Annotated in this window: 23 protein-coding genes and 1 pseudogene; 10 read left to right on the top strand and 14 right to left on the bottom strand. The window is 39.1% G+C overall.

The annotated features are described in order from the left end of the window. The coding region (locus BCG07_RS09405) for a CsgG/HfaB family protein (RefSeq protein ID WP_286889920.1) at positions 1–720 on the top strand (720 nt) is incomplete at its 5' end. Between the two features lie 80 nt (positions 721–800). On the opposite strand, the gene BCG07_RS09400 is transcribed toward BCG07_RS09405, so the two are convergent. The 6 genes from BCG07_RS09400 to BCG07_RS09375 form a co-directional block, all read right to left on the bottom strand. Further along, positions 801–1,490: a helix-turn-helix transcriptional regulator gene (locus BCG07_RS09400; RefSeq protein ID WP_138739532.1), complete on the bottom strand. Its 690-nt coding sequence runs from the start codon at positions 1,488–1,490 to the stop codon at positions 801–803. Between the two features lie 274 nt (positions 1,491–1,764). Further along, positions 1,765–2,283, bottom strand: coding sequence for a hypothetical protein (locus BCG07_RS09395; protein WP_243533806.1), 519 nt, complete (start codon positions 2,281–2,283; stop codon positions 1,765–1,767). Between the two features lie 67 nt (positions 2,284–2,350). Further along, positions 2,351–3,907, bottom strand: coding sequence for an EAL domain-containing protein (locus tag BCG07_RS09390; RefSeq protein WP_286889919.1), 1,557 nt, complete (start codon positions 3,905–3,907; stop codon positions 2,351–2,353). 130 nt (positions 3,908–4,037) lie between these two features. Beyond that, a complete protein-coding gene (locus BCG07_RS09385; protein ID WP_243533802.1) occupies positions 4,038–4,658 on the bottom strand; it encodes an SGNH/GDSL hydrolase family protein in 621 nt (206 codons plus the stop codon). Then, positions 4,658–5,167: a DsrE family protein gene (locus BCG07_RS09380; protein WP_138739529.1), complete on the bottom strand. Its 510-nt coding sequence runs from the start codon at positions 5,165–5,167 to the stop codon at positions 4,658–4,660. The genes BCG07_RS09385 and BCG07_RS09380 overlap by 1 nt, the downstream gene beginning before the upstream one ends. Positions 5,168–5,233: 66 nt before the next feature. Beyond that, positions 5,234–5,707, bottom strand: coding sequence for a flavodoxin family protein (locus BCG07_RS09375; protein WP_243533799.1), 474 nt, complete (start codon positions 5,705–5,707; stop codon positions 5,234–5,236). Positions 5,708–5,785: 78 nt separating this feature from the next. Between BCG07_RS09375 and soxR the strand changes: the two genes are divergently transcribed. The 4 genes from soxR to BCG07_RS09355 all read left to right on the top strand — a co-directional run bounded on the left by soxR (position 5,786) and on the right by BCG07_RS09355 (position 8,081). Beyond that, positions 5,786–6,247: a redox-sensitive transcriptional activator SoxR gene (gene soxR, locus BCG07_RS09370; protein WP_243533797.1), complete on the top strand. Its 462-nt coding sequence runs from the start codon at positions 5,786–5,788 to the stop codon at positions 6,245–6,247. Between the two features lie 250 nt (positions 6,248–6,497). Beyond that, the gene (locus tag BCG07_RS09365) at positions 6,498–7,007 is read left to right on the top strand and encodes a hypothetical protein (protein WP_243533795.1); all 510 of its coding nucleotides are present in this window, start codon (positions 6,498–6,500) and stop codon (positions 7,005–7,007) included. Continuing rightward, a complete protein-coding gene (locus tag BCG07_RS09360) occupies positions 6,997–7,125 on the top strand; it encodes a zf-TFIIB domain-containing protein (RefSeq protein WP_239104518.1) in 129 nt (42 codons plus the stop codon). Before BCG07_RS09365 ends, BCG07_RS09360 begins: the two co-directional genes overlap by 11 nt. Continuing rightward, positions 7,122–8,081: a rhomboid family intramembrane serine protease gene (locus tag BCG07_RS09355; protein WP_243533793.1), complete on the top strand. Its 960-nt coding sequence runs from the start codon at positions 7,122–7,124 to the stop codon at positions 8,079–8,081. Before BCG07_RS09360 ends, BCG07_RS09355 begins: the two co-directional genes overlap by 4 nt. Positions 8,082–8,138: 57 nt before the next feature. On the opposite strand, the gene BCG07_RS09350 is transcribed toward BCG07_RS09355, so the two are convergent. Beyond that, positions 8,139–8,525: a DUF1294 domain-containing protein gene (locus BCG07_RS09350; RefSeq protein ID WP_243533791.1), complete on the bottom strand. Its 387-nt coding sequence runs from the start codon at positions 8,523–8,525 to the stop codon at positions 8,139–8,141. 52 nt (positions 8,526–8,577) lie between these two features. Between BCG07_RS09350 and BCG07_RS09345 the strand changes: the two genes are divergently transcribed. Continuing rightward, the gene (locus tag BCG07_RS09345) at positions 8,578–9,108 is read left to right on the top strand and encodes a hypothetical protein (protein WP_006794431.1); all 531 of its coding nucleotides are present in this window, start codon (positions 8,578–8,580) and stop codon (positions 9,106–9,108) included. A 63-nt stretch (positions 9,109–9,171) separates the two neighbouring features. On the opposite strand, the gene BCG07_RS09340 is transcribed toward BCG07_RS09345, so the two are convergent. After that, positions 9,172–9,714 carry a carboxymuconolactone decarboxylase family protein gene (locus BCG07_RS09340; protein ID WP_006794430.1) on the bottom strand — a complete coding sequence of 181 codons (543 nt, stop codon included), beginning with the start codon at positions 9,712–9,714 and terminating at the stop codon, positions 9,172–9,174. Between the two features lie 111 nt (positions 9,715–9,825). On the opposite strand from BCG07_RS09340, the gene BCG07_RS09335 reads away from it, so the two are divergent. Further along, positions 9,826–10,413, top strand: coding sequence for a TetR/AcrR family transcriptional regulator (locus tag BCG07_RS09335; protein WP_138739527.1), 588 nt, complete (start codon positions 9,826–9,828; stop codon positions 10,411–10,413). Between the two features lie 77 nt (positions 10,414–10,490). Here the strand turns inward: BCG07_RS09335 and BCG07_RS09330 are convergent, their stop codons facing one another. The 5 genes from BCG07_RS09330 to BCG07_RS09310 form a co-directional block, all read right to left on the bottom strand. Next, on the bottom strand, positions 10,491–12,611 hold the full coding sequence (locus BCG07_RS09330) for a methyl-accepting chemotaxis protein (RefSeq protein WP_286889918.1): 2,121 nt from the start codon (positions 12,609–12,611) through the stop codon (positions 10,491–10,493). A gap of 103 nt (positions 12,612–12,714) precedes the next feature. Continuing rightward, positions 12,715–13,932 carry an organoarsenical effux MFS transporter ArsJ gene (gene arsJ, locus BCG07_RS09325; RefSeq protein ID WP_286889917.1) on the bottom strand — a complete coding sequence of 406 codons (1,218 nt, stop codon included), beginning with the start codon at positions 13,930–13,932 and terminating at the stop codon, positions 12,715–12,717. 31 nt (positions 13,933–13,963) lie between these two features. Further along, positions 13,964–14,974 (bottom strand): ArsJ-associated glyceraldehyde-3-phosphate dehydrogenase, encoded by a 1,011-nt coding sequence (locus tag BCG07_RS09320; protein ID WP_286889916.1) that lies wholly within the window; start codon positions 14,972–14,974, stop codon positions 13,964–13,966. A gap of 38 nt (positions 14,975–15,012) precedes the next feature. Next, complete coding sequence (locus BCG07_RS09315) at positions 15,013–15,366, bottom strand: metalloregulator ArsR/SmtB family transcription factor (protein WP_006794425.1); 354 nt, start codon at positions 15,364–15,366, stop codon at positions 15,013–15,015. Between the two features lie 187 nt (positions 15,367–15,553). Further along, positions 15,554–15,982 carry an organic hydroperoxide resistance protein gene (locus BCG07_RS09310; protein WP_004587024.1) on the bottom strand — a complete coding sequence of 143 codons (429 nt, stop codon included), beginning with the start codon at positions 15,980–15,982 and terminating at the stop codon, positions 15,554–15,556. A 135-nt stretch (positions 15,983–16,117) separates the two neighbouring features. On the opposite strand from BCG07_RS09310, the gene BCG07_RS09305 reads away from it, so the two are divergent. Beyond that, positions 16,118–16,576 carry a MarR family winged helix-turn-helix transcriptional regulator gene (locus BCG07_RS09305; protein ID WP_008129992.1) on the top strand — a complete coding sequence of 153 codons (459 nt, stop codon included), beginning with the start codon at positions 16,118–16,120 and terminating at the stop codon, positions 16,574–16,576. Here BCG07_RS09305 and BCG07_RS09300 read toward each other — a convergent pair. Then, on the bottom strand, positions 16,565–17,464 hold the full coding sequence (locus tag BCG07_RS09300; RefSeq protein ID WP_033025490.1) for a LysR family transcriptional regulator: 900 nt from the start codon (positions 17,462–17,464) through the stop codon (positions 16,565–16,567). The two genes, BCG07_RS09305 and BCG07_RS09300, sit on opposite strands and share 12 nt — an antisense overlap. Positions 17,465–17,577: 113 nt before the next feature. Here BCG07_RS09300 and BCG07_RS09295 point away from each other — a divergent pair, with 113 nt between their 5' ends. Next, entirely contained in the window at positions 17,578–18,588 is a 1,011-nt protein-coding gene (locus tag BCG07_RS09295; RefSeq protein ID WP_276756157.1) for a zinc-binding alcohol dehydrogenase family protein, read from the top strand. 2 nt (positions 18,589–18,590) lie between these two features. Next, positions 18,591–18,886 (top strand): annotated as a pseudogene (locus tag BCG07_RS09290) (hypothetical protein); the annotation flags it as partial.

Genomic DNA, 18,886 nt, shown 5'->3' with positions numbered 1-18,886 from the left:
TTAGGCAAATTAATTCCACCGTCACAACAAAATGCAATGAGCCTTGAGCCAACAGAAATATTCAGCGATCTAAAAAACTTACCAAAGCCAGCAGGTAGTATACCGGTTTCAGTTTACTCATTTAGAGATCAAACAGGTCAATACAAACCCCAAACAAATGTAAGCTCTTTTTCTACTGCCGTAACACAAGGCGCTAATTCTATTTTAGTACAAGCGCTTCATGAATCAGACTGGTTTACACCTGTTGAACGAGAAGGTCTGCAAAATATATTAACGGAAAGAAAAATTATTCGGGCAGCCCAATCAGAAAACCCAAACAGTGTTGAACTTCCTCCATTAACCACCGCTAAAATAATTTTAGAAGGCGGTATTATTAGCTACGATACCAACGTAAAAACCGGTGGTTTAGGGATGGAGTACTTTGGTATTGGCGCCTCTGAGCTTTATAGAGAAGATGCTATTTCAATATATTTACGCGCCGTAGACGTACGAACAGGCCAAGTGCTATTGAGCGTTGCCACCAGCAAAAAAGTACTAAGCCAAGAAATGAGAGCAGGCTTTTTTAGATATGTAAGCTACAAGCGCCTTGCCGAAGCCGAAGGTGGCTTTAGCGACAACGAACCCATGAGTATATGCGTTACTCAAGCAATAGAAAAAGCACTGACCGACCTGGTTACAAAGGGCATTGATAAAGGCTTATGGGCTCAAAAAGCAGCTTAATATTTTATTTAAAAAAACTAAAAAGGCTACATTACGTAGCCTTTTTTATGTGGTTTATGTTGTTATTTAGCCGCTATAAGCTACTTACTCATAGGTAATAATACCGCTACATAACGCTGGGCCCAGTTTGCAAGCTCTATTCTATTTCGTGAATTTGTTTTTTTGAAGGCACTATACAAATGAGTTTTTACGGTGTGATCACTTATATTAAGTTTATCCGCGATCGTATTATTACTCGCGCCTTGAGCAATTAAATGAATAACCGACTTTTCGCGTTTGGTCAGGTGAGCATAATCGTCTTGCTTTAAAGTAATATCGTCTTTTAAAGAGTTAAAAGAAGAAGCAACTAATAAAATATCACTAAATGCTTTAGAAATTACTTTTCGGGTAAACCACAGTTCATCGGATGTGACCCTAACTAACCCCTTAAAAATAACTTCTGGCGCATCCGATTTATAAAAAACACCATTAACATGATTTAATAGTAAGTTTTTTTCGCAAACAGCTTCTTGCTCAACATTAAATAAAACAACCTTATGCTTTTTTGCTAAACAAAGTAAATCAGCAGGTAATAAATCAAGCCAGTTATTTTTAGCACCATCAATTAAATATAAATCAAACTTGTCGCGCGCGTCAGGTTTAGGCAATGCATCATCCATTTTTATATCACCAAAAATAGCCTGCATAGTTTTTAATATAATTGTGTAACTTTCACAGTGAAAAGAAGATTGAAAGGTGGTTTTAACAAATACGGTGTGCGGTTTTAGCATAGATTTCATCCTTGAAACTTTGATACTAGATTAACTAAAATACCCGAGGTTTACAATGCGATTTTAGTATTAAGAATAAAGAGAAAAAAGCAGCGAAAAAATTAATACATATAAATAACAATAGCTTAAAAATTAATTTATACTATACCTCATATATTATACTGCTCTGATCTGTTGAGCATTACCTATTAGCTTTATCTCAATACTCAGTACTGAAAAATTATACTGAGCCGTTATTTAAATTTTCCATAAATAACGACCACACTTTAAAACGTTATATTTTTGCCTTTAATTTATTGAGCGCATCAACAGAGAAACCACGGTCGTAAAAATATAATATTTTCCCTGTGCTATCTATAAGAATAACGCGCGAATTGTTAGGACTTTGGTTACCAGTAAACTTTTGCACCGCTTCACCGTCTTTATAAATAGTAATAACACCACCCCATAACTCTTTAGGAATCCCTTTGCGCATACCATTATCAATAAACGTGCTAAACATTCGCGGTGCCATGCCGGCAATAGTAGGTAACTCATAGGTAGGGAGTGTTACACCTACCATATCTAAACCGATTAACCAGCGATCAATATCAAACTGGCTATCTTGTTTATAGCCTATAAGCAGCAAGGTTTTTTCAGTGTTAAAATCACTCGGAATAACAAATTCTTTCTTCTCTAAGCTTTCGCCAGTAATCGTTGGAAATTGCTTTCCGACAACTTGCTGATTAGGGTATTGCGATGCGCAGCCAGTTATTAAGAGTAACAAAAGCATTGTAAATATTGATCTAATCATTCTAATTAGCCTGTTTTTATAATAAATTTAACTGCTTATACGCTTTAAAAAAGATCGTCGATCTTTTTTAAAGCGTTTGCTGTGCTATATACCGTTTAAATTTTTCGACCTTCATTGGCCGGCCGTATTTCCAACCTTGCCCATAATGTACACCCGCGCTTTTTAACATAGCTTCTTGTTCAGTTGTTTCTATTCCTTCAGCTACACAGGTGTAATTAAACTTACGCACTAACTCCATTATATTAGGGATCATAGACGCCTTTAAACCTTGCGTGGCTATATCTTGTACAAAAGTTCGGTCTATTTTTAACTGGTGGAAACTTAAATTTTGTAAATTTCTTAAATTAGAATAGCCAGTACCAAAATCATCCAGCGACAAATTAAATCCAGAATCAACCAGCGTTCTAAAATGAGCATGTGCAATGCTAGTATCGAGGTACTCGTCTTCGGTTATTTCTAGGCAAATAATAAAGCGTGAATTAATAAGTGCAGGTTCTTGTGTCAACAGCGATACATTTCCAAGCTCTACATCACAAGGAAATATATTAATAGACACCTTAAAACCCGTTGGTAAATCGTCCAACTCTGTAAGCTCTTTAAGTACTTTCGCTACCATTGCTTGAGTAAACGACCACGTTAAATTATTTTTTCGTATCACCGGAATAAACTCATCGGGGTAAAGTGGCCCGTATTTGTCTTCAAAGCGAGCTAGCACCTCACAACCAATTACTTTACCTGTGTGCAAACAAATAATAGGTTGGTAAGTCCAATAAAATGAGCCCTTTGTTAAGCCTTTACGCACTCTATTATTAGTAGAGCGACGAGCGGCAATTTGATAATCCACTATTAGCGCGCTCGACACACCCGTTAGGCAGGTTAATATAAGAGAAATAATCAGCAAAAATTGATTGTCAGCGAAAAACTCACTCCATGGCGTTCTAACCGCAACGCAATATCCTTTATTTTTATTGCTGCACATAAGTGCGGTTTCAAACGGTATTTGTTTGTGGCTTGCAAGCTCTTTACTCAAGCCGCTTTTACCTGCCAAATGAAATGAATCAGAACCCGTTTTATACGTTATTTCCCAGTACGGTGCTGCAATGTTACTGCGACTGATAGCCGCGGTATCCATAATTAAATTATAGTTACCCTGCCTAACTATCACGACCTGCATTATTCGTTCTTCAAAAAGTAAAATTTTTAACTTAGGCTCAAACCGAACTCTGATGTTATTGTCGTTTTTACTTTCAAGATTGTTACGAATATAGTCGGGGGTTCTATCGTTTATTGGGGTTTTTAGTACACCCGAACCTGTGGTACAAACAAGCTGGTTATTTTTAAAAAAGCCGATATCTACAACATACTTGGCATCAAAAAGTGCACGCCGCATTTCAAGTAAGTTTTCGTCGCTACACTCAGAGAAGTTTAATGCATTTAAAGGAAAAAGAATTTGGCGTCGCTCGCTTACAGCTGCGTCTATGTGGTTAACAATTTGCTTTGCATCTTTTTGTATTGCGGCCGCTAATTTGTGCCCAGCAAAATACAATAAAACTAGGCTACCCACTACAAAAACCAAAACACCGGTTAATACTGCAATTAATGACTTTTGTTGGTATTTTTTCATTATGTCCTTATTGCCTATAAAGCATTCACTATCAGTGTGTTCTCCATCATTGCATAATCAGCCTTAAATGCAAATAAGCTCACAATATTCATAGTAAATAGCGTACTTATAATTTAAGCGTTAGCGTTAATTACGCATCAACTTCATTTATTAAATTACACACTAAACCCGCTATTTTAGCATGGCTATTGGCTTCTATATGTACCCCATCAATGGGTGAAACAGAAACGATTTTTTGTAAATCATAAAAGTTGGCATTTTTTATACACGCTACATTTTCAAACTCTTTACTCAAAGCTAGGTTTTTACTCGGTGCGCCCTCGTAAACATGTTTATATTGCCCTACACAACTAACATAGGGTGGGCTCAATATTATGAGCTTAGGTTGTTTATAACCCTCGTAAAACCCTTCAATACCGTCTATTAAATTTGCTAAGCTATTCCCTATTTGCTCAGGCGTTAATTTAAAGCGCTTTTTTAAATCGTTAGTACCAAGGGCTATCACTATAGCAGTCAAAGAGTGCGCTTCTAAAAATGGTTTTAAATAACTTACCCCCGATAAGTCCCCATTAAATGGTGGATTATTCACAAGCGTTCGATTAGGCTGCCCTGCTTCTATAATAGCAAATTGGTCACCTAGCCTTTCTGCTAATACCGACGGCCACCTTACTTTTTCCTCAAAACGCTTTCCCGTTGCGGGGTTTAACCCCCACGTATTTGAGTCACCAAAACATAAAATAGATTTTTTCATTAAAATGGATTCAAAGTGTAACCTTGCTGCTGAAGTTGAGCATGCGCGGTCATAGCAGATAAAGACATGGTAACGCCTTGTATAAGCTGTTTAGGCGTTACTTTAAAGTGAGTAGCCGACTGCCCGCAAACAAATACCTGCGTGTTATTTGCCAATAATTGTTTTATTAAGCTCGCGTTTTTATTATCAACGTTAAAGCGTTTTTTATATTCATCGTTCGATAGCACATCTACACTTGCACCACCATGTACAACTAATGCTAACTTAATGTTCTCTGGTTTAATGCCATGTGCAACATGCATATTTATAAAGCGGGCAAGTGAGTTCATCGCATTATTTTGCTCGCCTTTTTTAGCGCCATCGGCCACATCAAACGCTATTTTAAATTGAGTCGAATCATTAATCGCTGCATGCTCTGGTACTTTATAGTAATAACCAAAACCGTTAATAGGTTGCTCATTAGCGAAAGATAATGGGCTTAACAACAAAAGTAATAGTAAATATTTCATAAACAATCCTTTGGCTTTTTTAGTGTATAAATAAAGTACCAGATGCTTTGTACAAAAGGCAGTTATTCACGATAAAGTGTGCGAACTTTTATGGTGATGCGTTAAAAAACGCATGCCTAAATAACTAAATGTGTTTTTAAACATCGCAACAAAAGCATCTGGCGCCTCACTCGACGACGCATTAGACAGCAACGAAAAATCTTTACTGCGCAGTAAACGCAACTTTGGTTTTAAATGTTCGTCATCCATGTAATCGGTAATTCTGTCTATGAATGTTTTCATTTGTGTTGTGGTGCTATACCAATACACTGGCGAAGCAAATACCCAATGGTCGTAATTTAAAAGTGATTCAAAAAGCGAGAAAAATTCATCATCAGTATATTTTTTACTGTAACTGTAAGGCGGTATTTTAAATTCATCTAAACACACAACATGCAGCTCATTTTGCTCAGCAAAACTTTTAACATGTGCGGCTGTGTTACCATTTTTTCGTGCCGATGAATAAATAATAACGGTGTTACAACTAAGTTTTTGTTGCATTTTTCCAGCTCCTTTTTTAATGTTGAAGGGAGCTCAAAACCTCAAGTTATATTGAGGTCAATACATGGAATAAAATTAATGTCTGCTGAGCAAAAAAAGCTGATCGACGCCACTTTAACAGTAGGTTACGTAGCAAAAAGAAGTGGTGTAAAAGTGTCTACATTACACTTTTACGAAACTAAACATTTAATAAAAAGCTGGCGAAACAGCGGCAATCAACGCCGCTACAAACCCGACGTACTTCGCCGAGTGGCCGTTATAAAAGCAGCACAAGCCATGGGCATTTCGCTAGACGATATAAAACAAAAACTTGCCTCACTCCCCGATAACCGCACGCCCACTAAAAAAGATTGGTCTGCGCTTTCAAAACGCTGGCAAGCTCAATTAGATGAACGCATAGCGTATATGCAACGCATACGCGACCGCGTAGATGGATGTATTGGCTGTGGGTGTTTATCACTTAAAAGCTGCCCTATTTATAATAAAGACGATCATTTAGGGAGTGAGCAAAGTGGAGCAGTATTGTTAAAAAGTGGTTAAATCAAGCAATGTGATTAGTGAAAAAAACTAGTGACATGAATATTTAATAAATCATTGATTATTAAATATTCATTCATTAATATATTTCGCTTCAAAGGAAGTAAAAAAAGGATTTTGCAGTGAACCCCACAACTCCGTCATCTCAAAGTGAGCCCAAAAACCCTGCGGCCACTCAAAAACTAGCTCAAGCACTTAAAACAGTTGATAACAAGAGCTAAAGAGCACAGGCTTTTGGTTAAATCAACTTTTTATGGTTATCTCTACCATATTTGGCGTGTATTTAGCCGCTCAAAGTGGTTTAGAACAAGCTTTAAAATTTGATTCTTTTAGTAAAATGGAAGATAACTATTATCTACGTACTTCTTTATTTGATGAAGTTAACGATAACGTAAATGCCGTTACGGAATATGCAGAGCGCTTAGCAAAAAGCCCACCAAAATCTGAAATGGAATTTTTTAAACCTACTTTAGATAAGTACATATGGAAAACAATGCAGTTTTCACGTACTACACTTGAAACACCCAGTGAGTTTTTAACTAAAATTCGTCGGTTTTATTCTAGAGCAGACTTTGTAATCAATGCAGCAATATCAAGGAAAATGTCAGCTAAACAAGCCGCAATTGAACTAAAAAAAATTACTCATTTAATAAAAGATGAAACTTTACCCGCATTAAAACAAAATGCGGAACAGTTAAAAATGGAATTAAAACAAAATGATATTTCTGTTGGATCGCTAAAGGAGCTAAAAAATGCCAACTAAACACTGCCCACATTGTAAAACACACGCTTTAGAAGCTACAAACTACCAAGGTGAAGAAATAGACATCTGCCTTGAATGTGGTGGCCTTTGGTTTGAAAAAATGAAGTTAATCGCATGATTGACGAAATCAACGATGGTCCTGTCGGTGAGAAATTTGAAACCAGCTTTGGTGATTCATTAGGTATTTCAGAACTTGGCTGTCCTGATTGCAATAAAAGCTTGGAACGTTTTCATCTTCTAGAAGATTTTCATACCGAAATTGATATTTGTAGGCATTGTGATGGTACCTGGATTGATAAAGATGAGCTTGAAAGCGTTAAAAAAAGTCCAGAATTAAAAGCTACTCTAAACGAGCTAAATCAAAGAACAAGCTGGAAAACGTATTTTTTTCAATTTTTAACTCAAATGCCTGTTGAATATAATATAAAACCTCAGCGAAAAGCATGGGTCACTTTCAGTTTAGTAGCACTCAACACATTAATTTTTGCTTTATACTTTTTCAATAGTGAAGCATTTGGCTTCGCCATTGAGTTTTTTGCCATGACACCGTCAGATATAAGTGAAGGCAATGAAGTATGGACACTACTCACTTGTATGTTTTTGCATGGCTCAATAATGCATTTGCTAGGGAATATGTATTTTTTATATGTGGTAGGTGACAACTTAGAAGATGTTTTAGGGCACAAGCGCTTTTTAATCTGGTATTTAGTGTGTGGGCTAATAGCTTCTCTCTCTAGTTACCTTGTTAGCCCAACATCAGCAATACCTAGTGTAGGTGCAAGTGGTGCAATTGCGGGCTTATTTGGTATGTACTTAATGTGGTTTAGGCATGCCAGCCTCACTTTTATGATTATTATCTACCAGAAAAAACTGTCAGCTGCTTGGTTTTTTGCAATTTGGTTGATTATAAATATATCTGGTGCGTTAAGCGGCCCTGATGGCATTGATTATGGCGCACATATTGGGGGCTTTGTTGCCGGGTTATTGATTGGCTATTTTTTAAAAAATAAAATATTAGAACAAAACCCTATTATTAGATTACTTAACCAAAGCGAAGCACAGTTAAAACGCTAATGTTGTTATTCAACCATCGCCCCACTGATTTAGTTGTTTTTCAGTGGGGTCGTTTTTTTAAAGGCTTACCTTAGCTATTTCCAAATACCCACGAAAGTCTAAAGCAAAAAAATATAAAACTACATTTAATAAAATGCACACCCAAAGTACCGTTATAAAACGCTTTTTTTGTGATTTATGACGCAACAATTGCTGAGCAATTAACGCCCCTGGCCAGCCCCCACATAGTGCTAATAAATGAAGAGTTCGCTCGCTTGTACGAGTTACTTTTTTATTTACCGACTGCTTAGCTTTGTGTTTATCCCACGCATACATAATAAATGTTATGGCACTAATAGCAGTTATATAAGTAGGCGCCAAAATAGTTACGCCCCACTGAAAATGTACAAACCATACTATGGATATAAAAAGTAAGGATAGAATTATTAAGATTTTCTTTATCAAGTAATTATCGCCTATACTGGTCTGTATCAATTCAAATAATAAGAGAATAATTATGACATATTTTAAAGTGCTATTTTTTACTTTGTGCTTTTTAGCTTTTACAACTCACGCAAAAGAACAACCACTTAAACTTGATAAACACCTTAGTGTATTTCAGCCTTATTTAGGCTCGTGGCAAGCTGATTTTGATGTTGCACCAGGCACTAAACCAGTTCAAGACGTAGGCTTATGGGAGCGTGCGCTTAATGGTAAGGCAATAAGAACAAAACACTCTATTAATGAGGGTGAATATGGTGGCGAGTCGATGATTTTTTACGATAGCAAAAAAGACTCATTGGTTTTTTATTATTTTACAACAGCCGGTTTTTATACAAAAGGCACTATAAAAGTACTCAGCCCTACGCAGTTTGTTGCTTACGAAGAGGTTACAGGTAGTAAAGAAGGTATTACTAAAGTGAAGTCGACCAGCGATTTAAAAGATGGGAAATTGGTTGTGTCTACCTCCTATTTAAAAAAAGGTGAATGGACCAAACCAGAGTCACGCATTTATACGCGTAGCAATCAAGCCGTAAAATTCAAATAGCTCCCGGTGCTTACGGCACAAAAAAGGCAGCTTTCGCTGCCTTTTTTGTTAATTATAACGCGATTATTTTGCGAATTTTTTAAATGGTTCGTCCACTGGCGTATTTGCTAGGTGGTTAGTGTAGTTGCTCATTACCTTTTGCGATAAACCTACAATAATCTCTAGTAGTTGCTGTTGACCGTAACCCGCTGCAAAAAACTTTTCTATTTGCTCGTCACTAATTACGCCACGTTCACGCGTCATAGCCAATGTTGTTTCACGTAATGTTTCGAGTTTTGCATCTGCAAGCGGTGTTTTATTCACTAAAGCATCAACAATACCTTGGTCAACTTTCATTGACGCTGCAATGGCACTGTGTGCTGGTACACAGTAATGACAGTCATGTTCAACGTTAATTGATTGCCATACCACTGTTAACTCTTCTGCGTTAAATGAAGTGTTTTGAAATAATTCGTGAAGTACTTGGTAACCTTTTAATAGCGTTGGTGCTTCAGCCATTACTGCGTGTAAATTAGGTAACATGCCAAATGCAGCAACTGAATCGGCTAATAAAGGTTTTGACTCTTCAGGTGCATTTTCTGCTGTATATAAAGTAAATTCTGCCATTGTTAGCTCCAAAAATAAGTTGTCTAAGTAACGTCGAAGCACATACCATTTGCTTTTGAGCGACCGCTCAAGTTAAAATTGAGCAAATGTTCAAATTAATTGAGAAACAGCATGGTCAACAAAGTTAAATTTGAGCGCGAGACTGTTGTCCGCCTTGCCAGTCAGCTATTTTGGGAAAAGGGATTTAATGCCACTTCGACCCGCGATCTACAGGACGCAATTAATATGCGCCCAGGTAGTATCTATTCTGCGTTTGGCTCAAAGGAAGGGTTGTATATTGAGTCTTTAAAAAATTACACCATGCAAATAGAAGATCAAATAAAAACGTGTTTATTGGCTTCGCCTACTATTATTGGTGGTTTACAAACGTTTGTTGAAAACGTCATCATTAAAGATAAAAAAAATGCCCCGAGCGCCATTTGCATGCTAGTAAAAGCAAATTGTGAGTTTGCCGATGAAGACAGCTGTTTGTATTCATTAAGCCTTGATTTATCAGACAAATTTGAAGATTATTTAAGCGATTTATTTGCACAAGCCATTGCGCGTGAAGAGCTAAAAGGCGAGGTTAGCCCAAAAGACTATGCTCGCTTTTTTAAAGTGCAATTTACAGGGCTACGCGGCTATTTTAACCGCCCGGGTGTTGAAGAGCTTGCACAACCTATGATCGATCAAATGTTTAAAATTATGAAAACGCTCTAAACTAAACAACTCAATTAATGAAAAAACGGCGGTAATATAATTACCGCCGTTTTTTATTTTTAGGAATTATGTACCTGTTAGGTTTTTAACTTATTGAGTTCGCTATCTTGTTGAGCAACCAGCTTATTAAGAACTTCGCTACTATCGCCTGCCTGCGAAGATAAACCAGACAACTGAGATGCCGCATCAGAAATAAGCGTTAAATTACGATTTATTTCTTCTGTTACTAAGCTTTGCTCTTCAGCCGCTGTTGCAATATGCGTTATTTGATTGGTTATTTCATCCACTTTTACAACCACACTGTGCAACGCGTCAAAGGCGACAGAGGTTTCGTCAACCGCATTTTGTGCTCTTACAACGCCTTTTTCTATAACGGTGGAAGCATTACCAACCTCATGCAGTAGGCTGTCTATTAGGTTGCTAATGTCATCAGTAGATGAACGGGTTTTAGAGGCAAGTGCTCGTACTTCATCAGCAACAACTGCAAAACCTCGGCCGTGTTCGCCAGCCCTTGCTGCCTCAATGGCTGCATTGAGTGCCAGTAAGTTAGTTTGCTCTGAGATGGTTCTGATCACATCTAAAATTTGCGTTATGTCTTTACTACGCGTCGCTACTTTTTCAACGGCTTGGTTTGCCTCTTTTATTTCTTCAGACATAGTTTTTACTTGCGTCATAGCCGACGACAAGCTCGACTCACTGCTTACCACTAAGCCGTTTATTTCGTCAGCTTGCTGCGCTGACTGTTCTGAAGCTCTTGCTACCTCAAGCGCCGTTGCGCTCATTTCGTTCATAGCAGTAACAACGCTTTCTATTTCTTTAAACTGCGCCTGCACATTATGTTTTGTGTCGATGGCTATATGCTGGGCAATTTCGCCTTGTTGCTTAGTCTGATCTGATACGGCTTTAAGCTCAGCAATTAGGTCGCGTAATTTAGTTAAAAAGCGGTTAAAGCCACCAGCCAGTGCAATTAGTTCGGCATGGCTGTCTACATGTAAGGTGTGTGTTAAGTCGCCTTCTGAACTGGCTAGGTTATCAACGCGTTCTTGTATTTGTTCAAGTGGGGCTATAACACCTGCCACAACAAATTTCATAACTACAAAAGCAACACCCGCAATAATTAAGCCGGTTACTAAAATAATAGTGCCCAATGCTGCTGCGGTACTTTGCATATTTTCACTCAAAGCCTGTGGGCCAGCCAGAGCTAAATTTGCAGGTACTTCAATAATGAGCGACCACTGAGTGTCTGCAAGCTTTATATTTATAGGGTAATTAACCAGGTAAGTGTCATCCGCTTTTAAAAGATTGTTTTCACCCCGTACCTTTTCAACTTTACTGGTAATAGTGGATGACATTGCTTCTTTGTAAGGCCGGCCAAGCTTTGTTTTGTAGTGGCTACTGCCTACGATTAAACCAAAATCGCTTAATAAGGTAACCTTAGCTTGACCGTTATACAGCTCTTTTGAAAGCTGCTCTGTTAATTTTTGAAAAACCGGCAACGTTAAATCAACACCAGATATACCAACAAACCGGCCGTCTCTGATAATAGGAACCGTAAGAGACGTCATCATTTCTGAATTGCCTGGTGTAATTTCGTATAAGTAAGGTTCCATAATACACGGCTTTACGTTGTCTTTAGCACACAAATACCATTCAGACTCTCGCAGGCCAAATTCATTAAGCTTAGTGAAATATTTTTCGGCAGGGTCGTCTACAACTTGCTGCTCGACCACGCCTTCTTTACTGCGTGTAAAATAAATTTCGAGTGTACCAGCACCATCAACAGAGTGACTGTAGCCATTTGTAAATTGAGTATCTTTGGAATCATACCCATTTACTTCAAACTGGGAGTAGATGGAAGAAAGCGACTCATTATTATTTAATATGGATTTATTTAGATTAACAACGGATTCGCGGCTAAGTGCGTCATTACCAGCCGTGCCACTTAATATGGCAGCTAGTGAAAAAGGGACACGGTATGCCTCGTTAATAAACCCTGCAATTCTTTCACCGTATACAGCCGCGTTTGCACTTAGTTTTTCTTCAACTTCTGCCACTATATATTTTTCTGACTGGCTTGATAGCTCATCGTTACTCGACGACAGCTCCCACCACAGAATGCTCGATAGCAGTAACACGGTTATAAATATGCTACCTACTGTAAGCCATAATAGTTTTTTTGCTAACGATATTTCTCGCATTGACCTGCCCTTTGTTTAAACTACAAGTACAGTTTAGACGATTTTACTAATCAAGCTATCGATAACCGCGAACAAAATTTAATTTAATACAATACGTTGAGTTTTAACGCTTAGCCAAAATAGCTGTGGTTATTGAGGCACCTATGAGTAAAGCAACGCTCACCCACAAACACGCTACAAAACCATAAACCTGAAACACCCACCCCGAAAGCACCGTACCCAGTAAACGCCCCATGGCATTAGCCATATAATAAAAGCCAACATCAAGCGATACACCATCGCTTTTAGCAAAGCTGACAATTAAATAACTATGCACTGATGAGTTAACTGCAAATACACCGCCAAAAATAAGTAAACCTATAATTAAGGTAACATGCACAGCCACATCTAATTGCATGAGTAGTGCTAAAAGTGCAGTTACACCACTTAACAGCAACACCCATAAATAGGCATGTTTAACGGTATCTACACTTGAATTGCTGGTGCCTGTAATACGCGGCGCTTGCGATTGCACACCACCGTAGCCAATCACCCAAAGTGCCATAAAGCCACTAACCCACCAAAAGTTCCAGTTAAACTGCTGGGCTAAATAAATAGGTAAAGCCACTACAAACCATACATCACGCGCGGCAAACAAGCATAATCGTGCTGCACTTAGTAAGTTTATTGCGCGGGATTTAGAAAATAGCTCTTTAAACTTAGGCTTATTTTTAGCCTTGCCCATGTCGCCTTTTAAAAATACAACGCTAATAATCCACGCAATAGTGAGTAATAAAATTAGGGCTTTTAAAGCACCTACAAAACCCAGTACCGTAAGGAGTAAACCACCTAAAAAGAAGCCGACCCCTTTTAACGCATTTTTAGAGCCCGTTAAAATAGCCACCCATTTGTAAAGCTGGCCTTGGCCGCTTTCTCCCTCGGGCACTAAGTGTTTAATGGCGCTTTTGGCGCTCATTTTATTTAGATCTTTTGCTATGCCGCTAAGCGCTTGCGCCGCCATAACATAAGCCACGGTGAGCCATTCACTTGGCGCACATAACATGGCAAGCGCCATTATTTGCAGCGCCAAGCCAAAGTTCATGGTTTTATTAAGGCCTAAATGAGCCCCTAGCCAACCGCCCACTAAATTGGTGATCACACCAAAAATTTCGTAAAACAAAAACAGCATGGCAATGGCCAGTGCACCATACCCTAACTGATGAAAATGCAGCACCACCAGCATACGTAGTGCGCCATCGGTTAAGGTAAATGCCCAATAATTACCGGTAATAATTAAATACTGTTTTATTGCTGTAGGTAAATTAGCAAGTTGCTCAAACATGGTTAACGCCCTTAAAACCTTTAATTAATGGTTAAACCACGTCACTTTTAGCAACTTTAAGCATAAGCTCGGCAGTACGATTAGCGTAGCCCCATTCGTTATCGTACCAAGCGTATAATTTAAGCTGGGTGTTATTAATAACCATGGTAGAAAGCGCATCAATAATGCTGCTGCGTGGATCGGTTTTGTAATCAATCGATACCAGCGGTTTTTCTTCGTAACCTAATACGCCAGCAAGCTCGTTTTTAGACGCCTGAGCAAACCATTCATTCACCTCAGCGGCAGTTACACCACGCTCAAGCTCAAATACACAGTCGGTAATAGATGCGTTAGTTAAAGGTACCCGCACGGCATGGCCATTTAACTTACCTTTTAGCTCAGGGAATATATGCGTAATGGCTGTTGCACTACCGGTTGTGGTAGGTATTAAACTTGTCCCGCATGAACGAGCACGACGTAAGTCTTTATGTGGCGCATCAATAATAGTTTGGGTATTGGTAATATCGTGAATAGTGGTCATTGAGCCGTGCTTAATGCCTACTTTTTCTTGTAGTACTTTTACAATAGGCGCTAAACAGTTAGTCGTACACGAAGCCGCAGTCACAATTTTGTGCTCATCTGGGTTATATAAATTATCGTTAACGCCCATAACCACATTTAAAATGCCGTCTTCTTTTACCGGAGCGGTTACCACAACGCGCTTAACACCTTGTGCTAAATATTGATTTAACAGCTCAGTGGTTTTCATTTTACCGCTGGCTTCTATCACTACATCGCAATCAGACCAATCAGTATCGCTAATGGTTTTGTTATTGGTAACGGCAATAGTATGTTTAGCCACACTAAAGCTATTCTCGTTTGCTGTAACGCTGTGCGCTAAACGCCCGTGCACTGAGTCAAACTCTAATAAATGGGCATGTGTTTTAGCATCGCCCGCTACATCGTTTACTTTAATAAATTCTACTTCTGGCCACTCTAGTGCTGCGCGCAGTGTTAAACGTCCCATACGGCCAAAGCCGTTAATACCTACTTTAATTGTCATAATAAATACCTTTAGTAAAGTTATATCAATTTGCTTAATTAACAGCAGCTTGCTGCACGCTCTGGGCGATTACCCATAGCATTGAGTCGATTTAAATCGTCGTTATAAAACGCAGAATTTTCGTTTTTGGTTTGTGCTATTACGCTAAGAGCCCACTCTGGCAAGGCTTTATTAATGCTGTAATACACCCATTGATTTTGCTTACGGTCGCTCAATAAGCCACATTGCCTAAGCTGCGCTAAATGGCGCGACACTTTAGGTTGGCTAAGTTCAAGCGCAGCAACAAGCTCACACACACATAGTTCTTGCTCATGGCTAATTAATAACATGGCTTTTAAGCGTGTATCGTCGGCTAAGCATTTGTAAAATTGAAGTGGGTTGAGTTGTTCCATAGCATCCTCGTTTAGTTAGTGTGCATACAATAAAACAAAATTAGAATATATGAAATATCAAATATACGATTTTCCGTATATTTATTTAAAAGCCCACTTCAATTAATGTGATCTCTAGTAAATTGCAGCGCACAAAAAAGCCCAGTGGCAAACCACTGGGCTATTACAATGCTAAGTAAACAGTTAATTAAATAACCGAAAGCTCTACTTCAATGTTACCGCGTGTAGCGTTTGAGTATGGGCATACTTGGTGTGCTTTATTTACCAGCTCTTGCGCTGCTGTTTTATCCATATCACCTAGTGATACAGCTAATTTAACTGCAATGCCAAACCCGCCTTCAATCGCGCCAATAGAGACTTCAGAATTAATATGTGTATCACTTGGTAGAGCAATTTTTTCGCTACCTGCTACAAATTTTAGTGCACCAATAAAGCACGCTGCATAACCAGCTGCAAATAATTGCTCTGGGTTTGTGCCTTGTCCATCGTCGCCACCTAGCCCTTTTGGGGTTGATAAGTTTACATTTAAACGGCCATCGTCTGATTTAGCTACACCTTCACGGCCACCGGTTGCAGTTGCTTTTGCTGTGTAGGCAACGTTTTGTAATACATTCATAGTGAACTCCAAAGTTTATCAATTAATTTAGTTTGCATACAAAATAATAGGCCAAGTAATTAGAGATTGCAAATACTTTGCATGCAAATTAAAATGTTTTTTGAGTTGAAGGTATTAACGCACTAGGAGTTGGGTATGTCATTTGAGCAACTAAAATTAAAAAATCAGCTTTGTCATAGGTTATATATGGCATCAAATAGCATTGCACGTGCTTACCGTGAGCCTTTAGCTGCACTTAATTTAACGTATCCGCAGTATGTAGTAATGATGGCGCTGTGGGAGCAAGATGAAGTAACCATAGCGCAGCTAATAGATAAAACCGCTATTGATGGCGGCGCTATGACCCAAATACTCAAAAAAATGACCGAAAAGTCTCTGCTGGCTGTTATTAAAGATGAGCACGATAAGCGTAAGCGCCTAATTCAGCTTACCCAAAGTGGGCAAGCCCTTAAAAACGAAGCCGCTGATATTCCAAAAAATATATTATGTAAGTTTGAAAGTGTAGACCCCACACAAGCCAAACAGCTAATGCAGCTGCTTGATTTAGTGGTAAACGATTTAAATACTAAAAGTGACGATGAGTTAGCCAACTAACGCGGTTATTTTTTGTTGAATAAACGCCCTAAATGCGCTGATCACCGGGGTCATTTGGCGTCGGTCGGCGTACATCATATAAAGCGGTAGCGGATCGCTTTGCCACTCGGGGCATAAATGAACGAGTTGCCCGCTTGCTAAATCATCAATTACATCTAAGTACGACTTATACGCAATGCCTTTGCCCTCTAACGCCCAGCGCCTAACCATTTCTCCATCGTTAACTATGTGTTGGCAATTTAGCTGCACTTTTTGCACTGCGCCATTTTTATAAAATCGCCACTCTTTAAACACCTCGCCAAAGCGCATAAAGGTAATGATGGTGTGCTGCGTTAAATTAAGTGGATGTGTAAGCAATCCATTTTTAGCAATATACTCAGCAGAGGCCACTAAAATACGCGCATTATTTAAAAAAAGTGGCGCTGCAATTAACTGCGAATCTTTTGGTACACCAAAGCGCAGTGCAATATCAATTGATTGGCTGTAAATGTCGCTTACTTCGTCACTTAAGTGCAGTTTAAGTTTTACATGCGGGTATTGCGCTAAAAACTCATTAAGCCATTCACTTAGTTTATTACGCCCTAAATCGCACGGGGCCGATACCTGTAGTGTCCCTGTTACTTCGCCCACAGCGGTTTGTACTGCAGCTACCCCTTGTTGAATAAGCGAAAGTGAATCTTTGGCGTAACTTAAAAACTGCTCCCCTGCCACACTTAATCGTAAGCTGCGGGTAGAGCGAATAAACAATACGTTTCCTAAATCTTTTTCTAGGCGCTTAATAGCTGCACTTACCGCCGCTGGGGTTTGCGCGTTTTGCCGTGCGGCTTCAGAAATACTGGCGCAACTGGCTACATCTATAAAAGTTTGAATATCGTTAAATGATCGCATATTTTCAATTAAAATTTGAAAGTGCTTTAGTTTTTCATGTCTTTTTCTATTTTTCAACTGAGCTATAGTGCTTACACGTTAAAAACACTTGGTTAAAATCATCAGGAACGCACATGAAAGCATTTGGCTACACCAAAAACACTAAAACGCTTACACCCAACTCTATACAAGCAATTGAACTTGATACCCCAACCGCCACCGGGCACGACCTACTTATTGAAGTAAATGCTATTTCGGTAAACCCTGTTGATACAAAAATACGTGCAAATGTAGCGCCAGAGCAAGGCTACAAAGTATTAGGTTGGGACGGCGTAGGCGTTGTAAAAGCCGTTGGCGAGTCGGTTTCGTTATTTAATGTGGGGGATCGTGTATTTTACGCCGGCGATTTATCGCGCCAAGGCAGTAATGCGCAATTTCAATTAGTTGACGAGCGTATTGTAGGGCGTGCGCCTAAAACATTAACCGACGCACAAGCCGCAGCGCTGCCGCTAACCAGCATTACCGCCTACGAAATGCTATTTGATCGCCTGCAAGTGCCAAAAAATAAGCAAAATACTCAGCAATCTATTTTAGTTATTGGCGCCGCAGGTGGCGTTGGCTCTATTTTAGTACAGCTTGCCAAGCAACTTACTGGGCTAAACGTGGTAGGTACTGCATCGCGCGAGCAAAGCGTAACTTGGCTTAAAGAGTTAGGAGCCGATCACGTGCTCGATCATTCTAAAAACTTAAACGAGCAGCGCAAAGAGCTAGGTTTAGCTGAGTTTGATTACGTTATTGGCTTAACCCATACCGACCAATACCAAGACCAAATAGTGGAGTGTATTAAACCCCAAGGTAAATTTGCGCTAATAGATGACCCTACATCGTTCGATATTTTAAAGTTTAAGCGTAAATGTATTTCAGTGCACTGGGAGTTTATGTTTACCCGCTCGCTATTTACTACCGCCGATATAACGGCGCAGCACACCTTACTTAATGAAATTAGTGAGCTGATAGACGCAGGTACACTTAAAACCACGCTTGGGCAAAATTTAGGATTAATAAACGCCGCTAATTTATATAAAGCACATCAAATTTTAGAGTCGCACACCTCACGCGGTAAACTTGTTTTAGAAGGCTTTTAAACATGATCGAGATTAAAAAAATACTTTTAGTTGCAGCCTGCAGCACCGCGTTTTTAACCAGCAGTGTGTTTGCTAATACCGCTAATCAAAATGCTGATTTAAAAACAGTAGCCACATTCGACGCGCAGCACCCACCGGGTAATATTGCTATTACGCCCTCGGGCCGTAAGTTTTTATCGGTACATGGTTTTTACGGCCAAAAACAAAAAATTATGGAGCTATTAAGCGATGGCACCACCAAACCCTACCCTAATGAAGAATGGGCATACGCGTATAAAAACGGCAAAGGCTTTTACGA

Source organism: Pseudoalteromonas sp. ESRF-bin5, from assembly GCF_002632075.1.
GTDB lineage: Bacteria > Pseudomonadota > Gammaproteobacteria > Enterobacterales > Alteromonadaceae > Pseudoalteromonas > Pseudoalteromonas marina.
Note: the sequence above shows the minus strand (reverse complement) of the source record. Positions and strands in the feature narration are given on the sequence as shown.

Excerpts from the sequence above, each read along its gene's own strand:
- BCG07_RS09400 (WP_138739532.1), bottom strand. The coding sequence starts at position 1,490 with ATGCTAAAACCGCACACCGTATTTGTTAAAACCACCTTTCAATCTTCT.
- BCG07_RS09395 (WP_243533806.1), bottom strand. The coding sequence starts at position 2,283 with ATGATTAGATCAATATTTACAATGCTTTTGTTACTCTTAATAACTGGC.
- BCG07_RS09390 (WP_286889919.1), bottom strand. The coding sequence starts at position 3,907 with ATGAAAAAATACCAACAAAAGTCATTAATTGCAGTATTAACCGGTGTT.
- BCG07_RS09385 (WP_243533802.1), bottom strand. The coding sequence starts at position 4,658 with ATGAAAAAATCTATTTTATGTTTTGGTGACTCAAATACGTGGGGGTTA.
- BCG07_RS09380 (WP_138739529.1), bottom strand. The coding sequence starts at position 5,167 with ATGAAATATTTACTATTACTTTTGTTGTTAAGCCCATTATCTTTCGCT.
- BCG07_RS09375 (WP_243533799.1), bottom strand. The coding sequence starts at position 5,707 with ATGCAACAAAAACTTAGTTGTAACACCGTTATTATTTATTCATCGGCA.
- soxR (WP_243533797.1), top strand. The coding sequence starts at position 5,786 with ATGTCTGCTGAGCAAAAAAAGCTGATCGACGCCACTTTAACAGTAGGT.
- BCG07_RS09365 (WP_243533795.1), top strand. The coding sequence starts at position 6,498 with ATGGTTATCTCTACCATATTTGGCGTGTATTTAGCCGCTCAAAGTGGT.
- BCG07_RS09360 (WP_239104518.1), top strand. The coding sequence starts at position 6,997 with ATGCCAACTAAACACTGCCCACATTGTAAAACACACGCTTTAGAAGCT.
- BCG07_RS09355 (WP_243533793.1), top strand. The coding sequence starts at position 7,122 with ATGATTGACGAAATCAACGATGGTCCTGTCGGTGAGAAATTTGAAACC.
- BCG07_RS09345 (WP_006794431.1), top strand. The coding sequence starts at position 8,578 with ATGACATATTTTAAAGTGCTATTTTTTACTTTGTGCTTTTTAGCTTTT.
- BCG07_RS09340 (WP_006794430.1), bottom strand. The coding sequence starts at position 9,714 with ATGGCAGAATTTACTTTATATACAGCAGAAAATGCACCTGAAGAGTCA.
- BCG07_RS09335 (WP_138739527.1), top strand. The coding sequence starts at position 9,826 with ATGGTCAACAAAGTTAAATTTGAGCGCGAGACTGTTGTCCGCCTTGCC.
- BCG07_RS09330 (WP_286889918.1), bottom strand. The coding sequence starts at position 12,611 with ATGCGAGAAATATCGTTAGCAAAAAAACTATTATGGCTTACAGTAGGT.
- arsJ (WP_286889917.1), bottom strand. The coding sequence starts at position 13,932 with ATGTTTGAGCAACTTGCTAATTTACCTACAGCAATAAAACAGTATTTA.
- BCG07_RS09320 (WP_286889916.1), bottom strand. The coding sequence starts at position 14,974 with ATGACAATTAAAGTAGGTATTAACGGCTTTGGCCGTATGGGACGTTTA.
- BCG07_RS09315 (WP_006794425.1), bottom strand. The coding sequence starts at position 15,366 with ATGGAACAACTCAACCCACTTCAATTTTACAAATGCTTAGCCGACGAT.
- BCG07_RS09310 (WP_004587024.1), bottom strand. The coding sequence starts at position 15,982 with ATGAATGTATTACAAAACGTTGCCTACACAGCAAAAGCAACTGCAACC.
- BCG07_RS09305 (WP_008129992.1), top strand. The coding sequence starts at position 16,118 with ATGTCATTTGAGCAACTAAAATTAAAAAATCAGCTTTGTCATAGGTTA.
- BCG07_RS09300 (WP_033025490.1), bottom strand. The coding sequence starts at position 17,464 with ATGCGATCATTTAACGATATTCAAACTTTTATAGATGTAGCCAGTTGC.
- BCG07_RS09295 (WP_276756157.1), top strand. The coding sequence starts at position 17,578 with ATGAAAGCATTTGGCTACACCAAAAACACTAAAACGCTTACACCCAAC.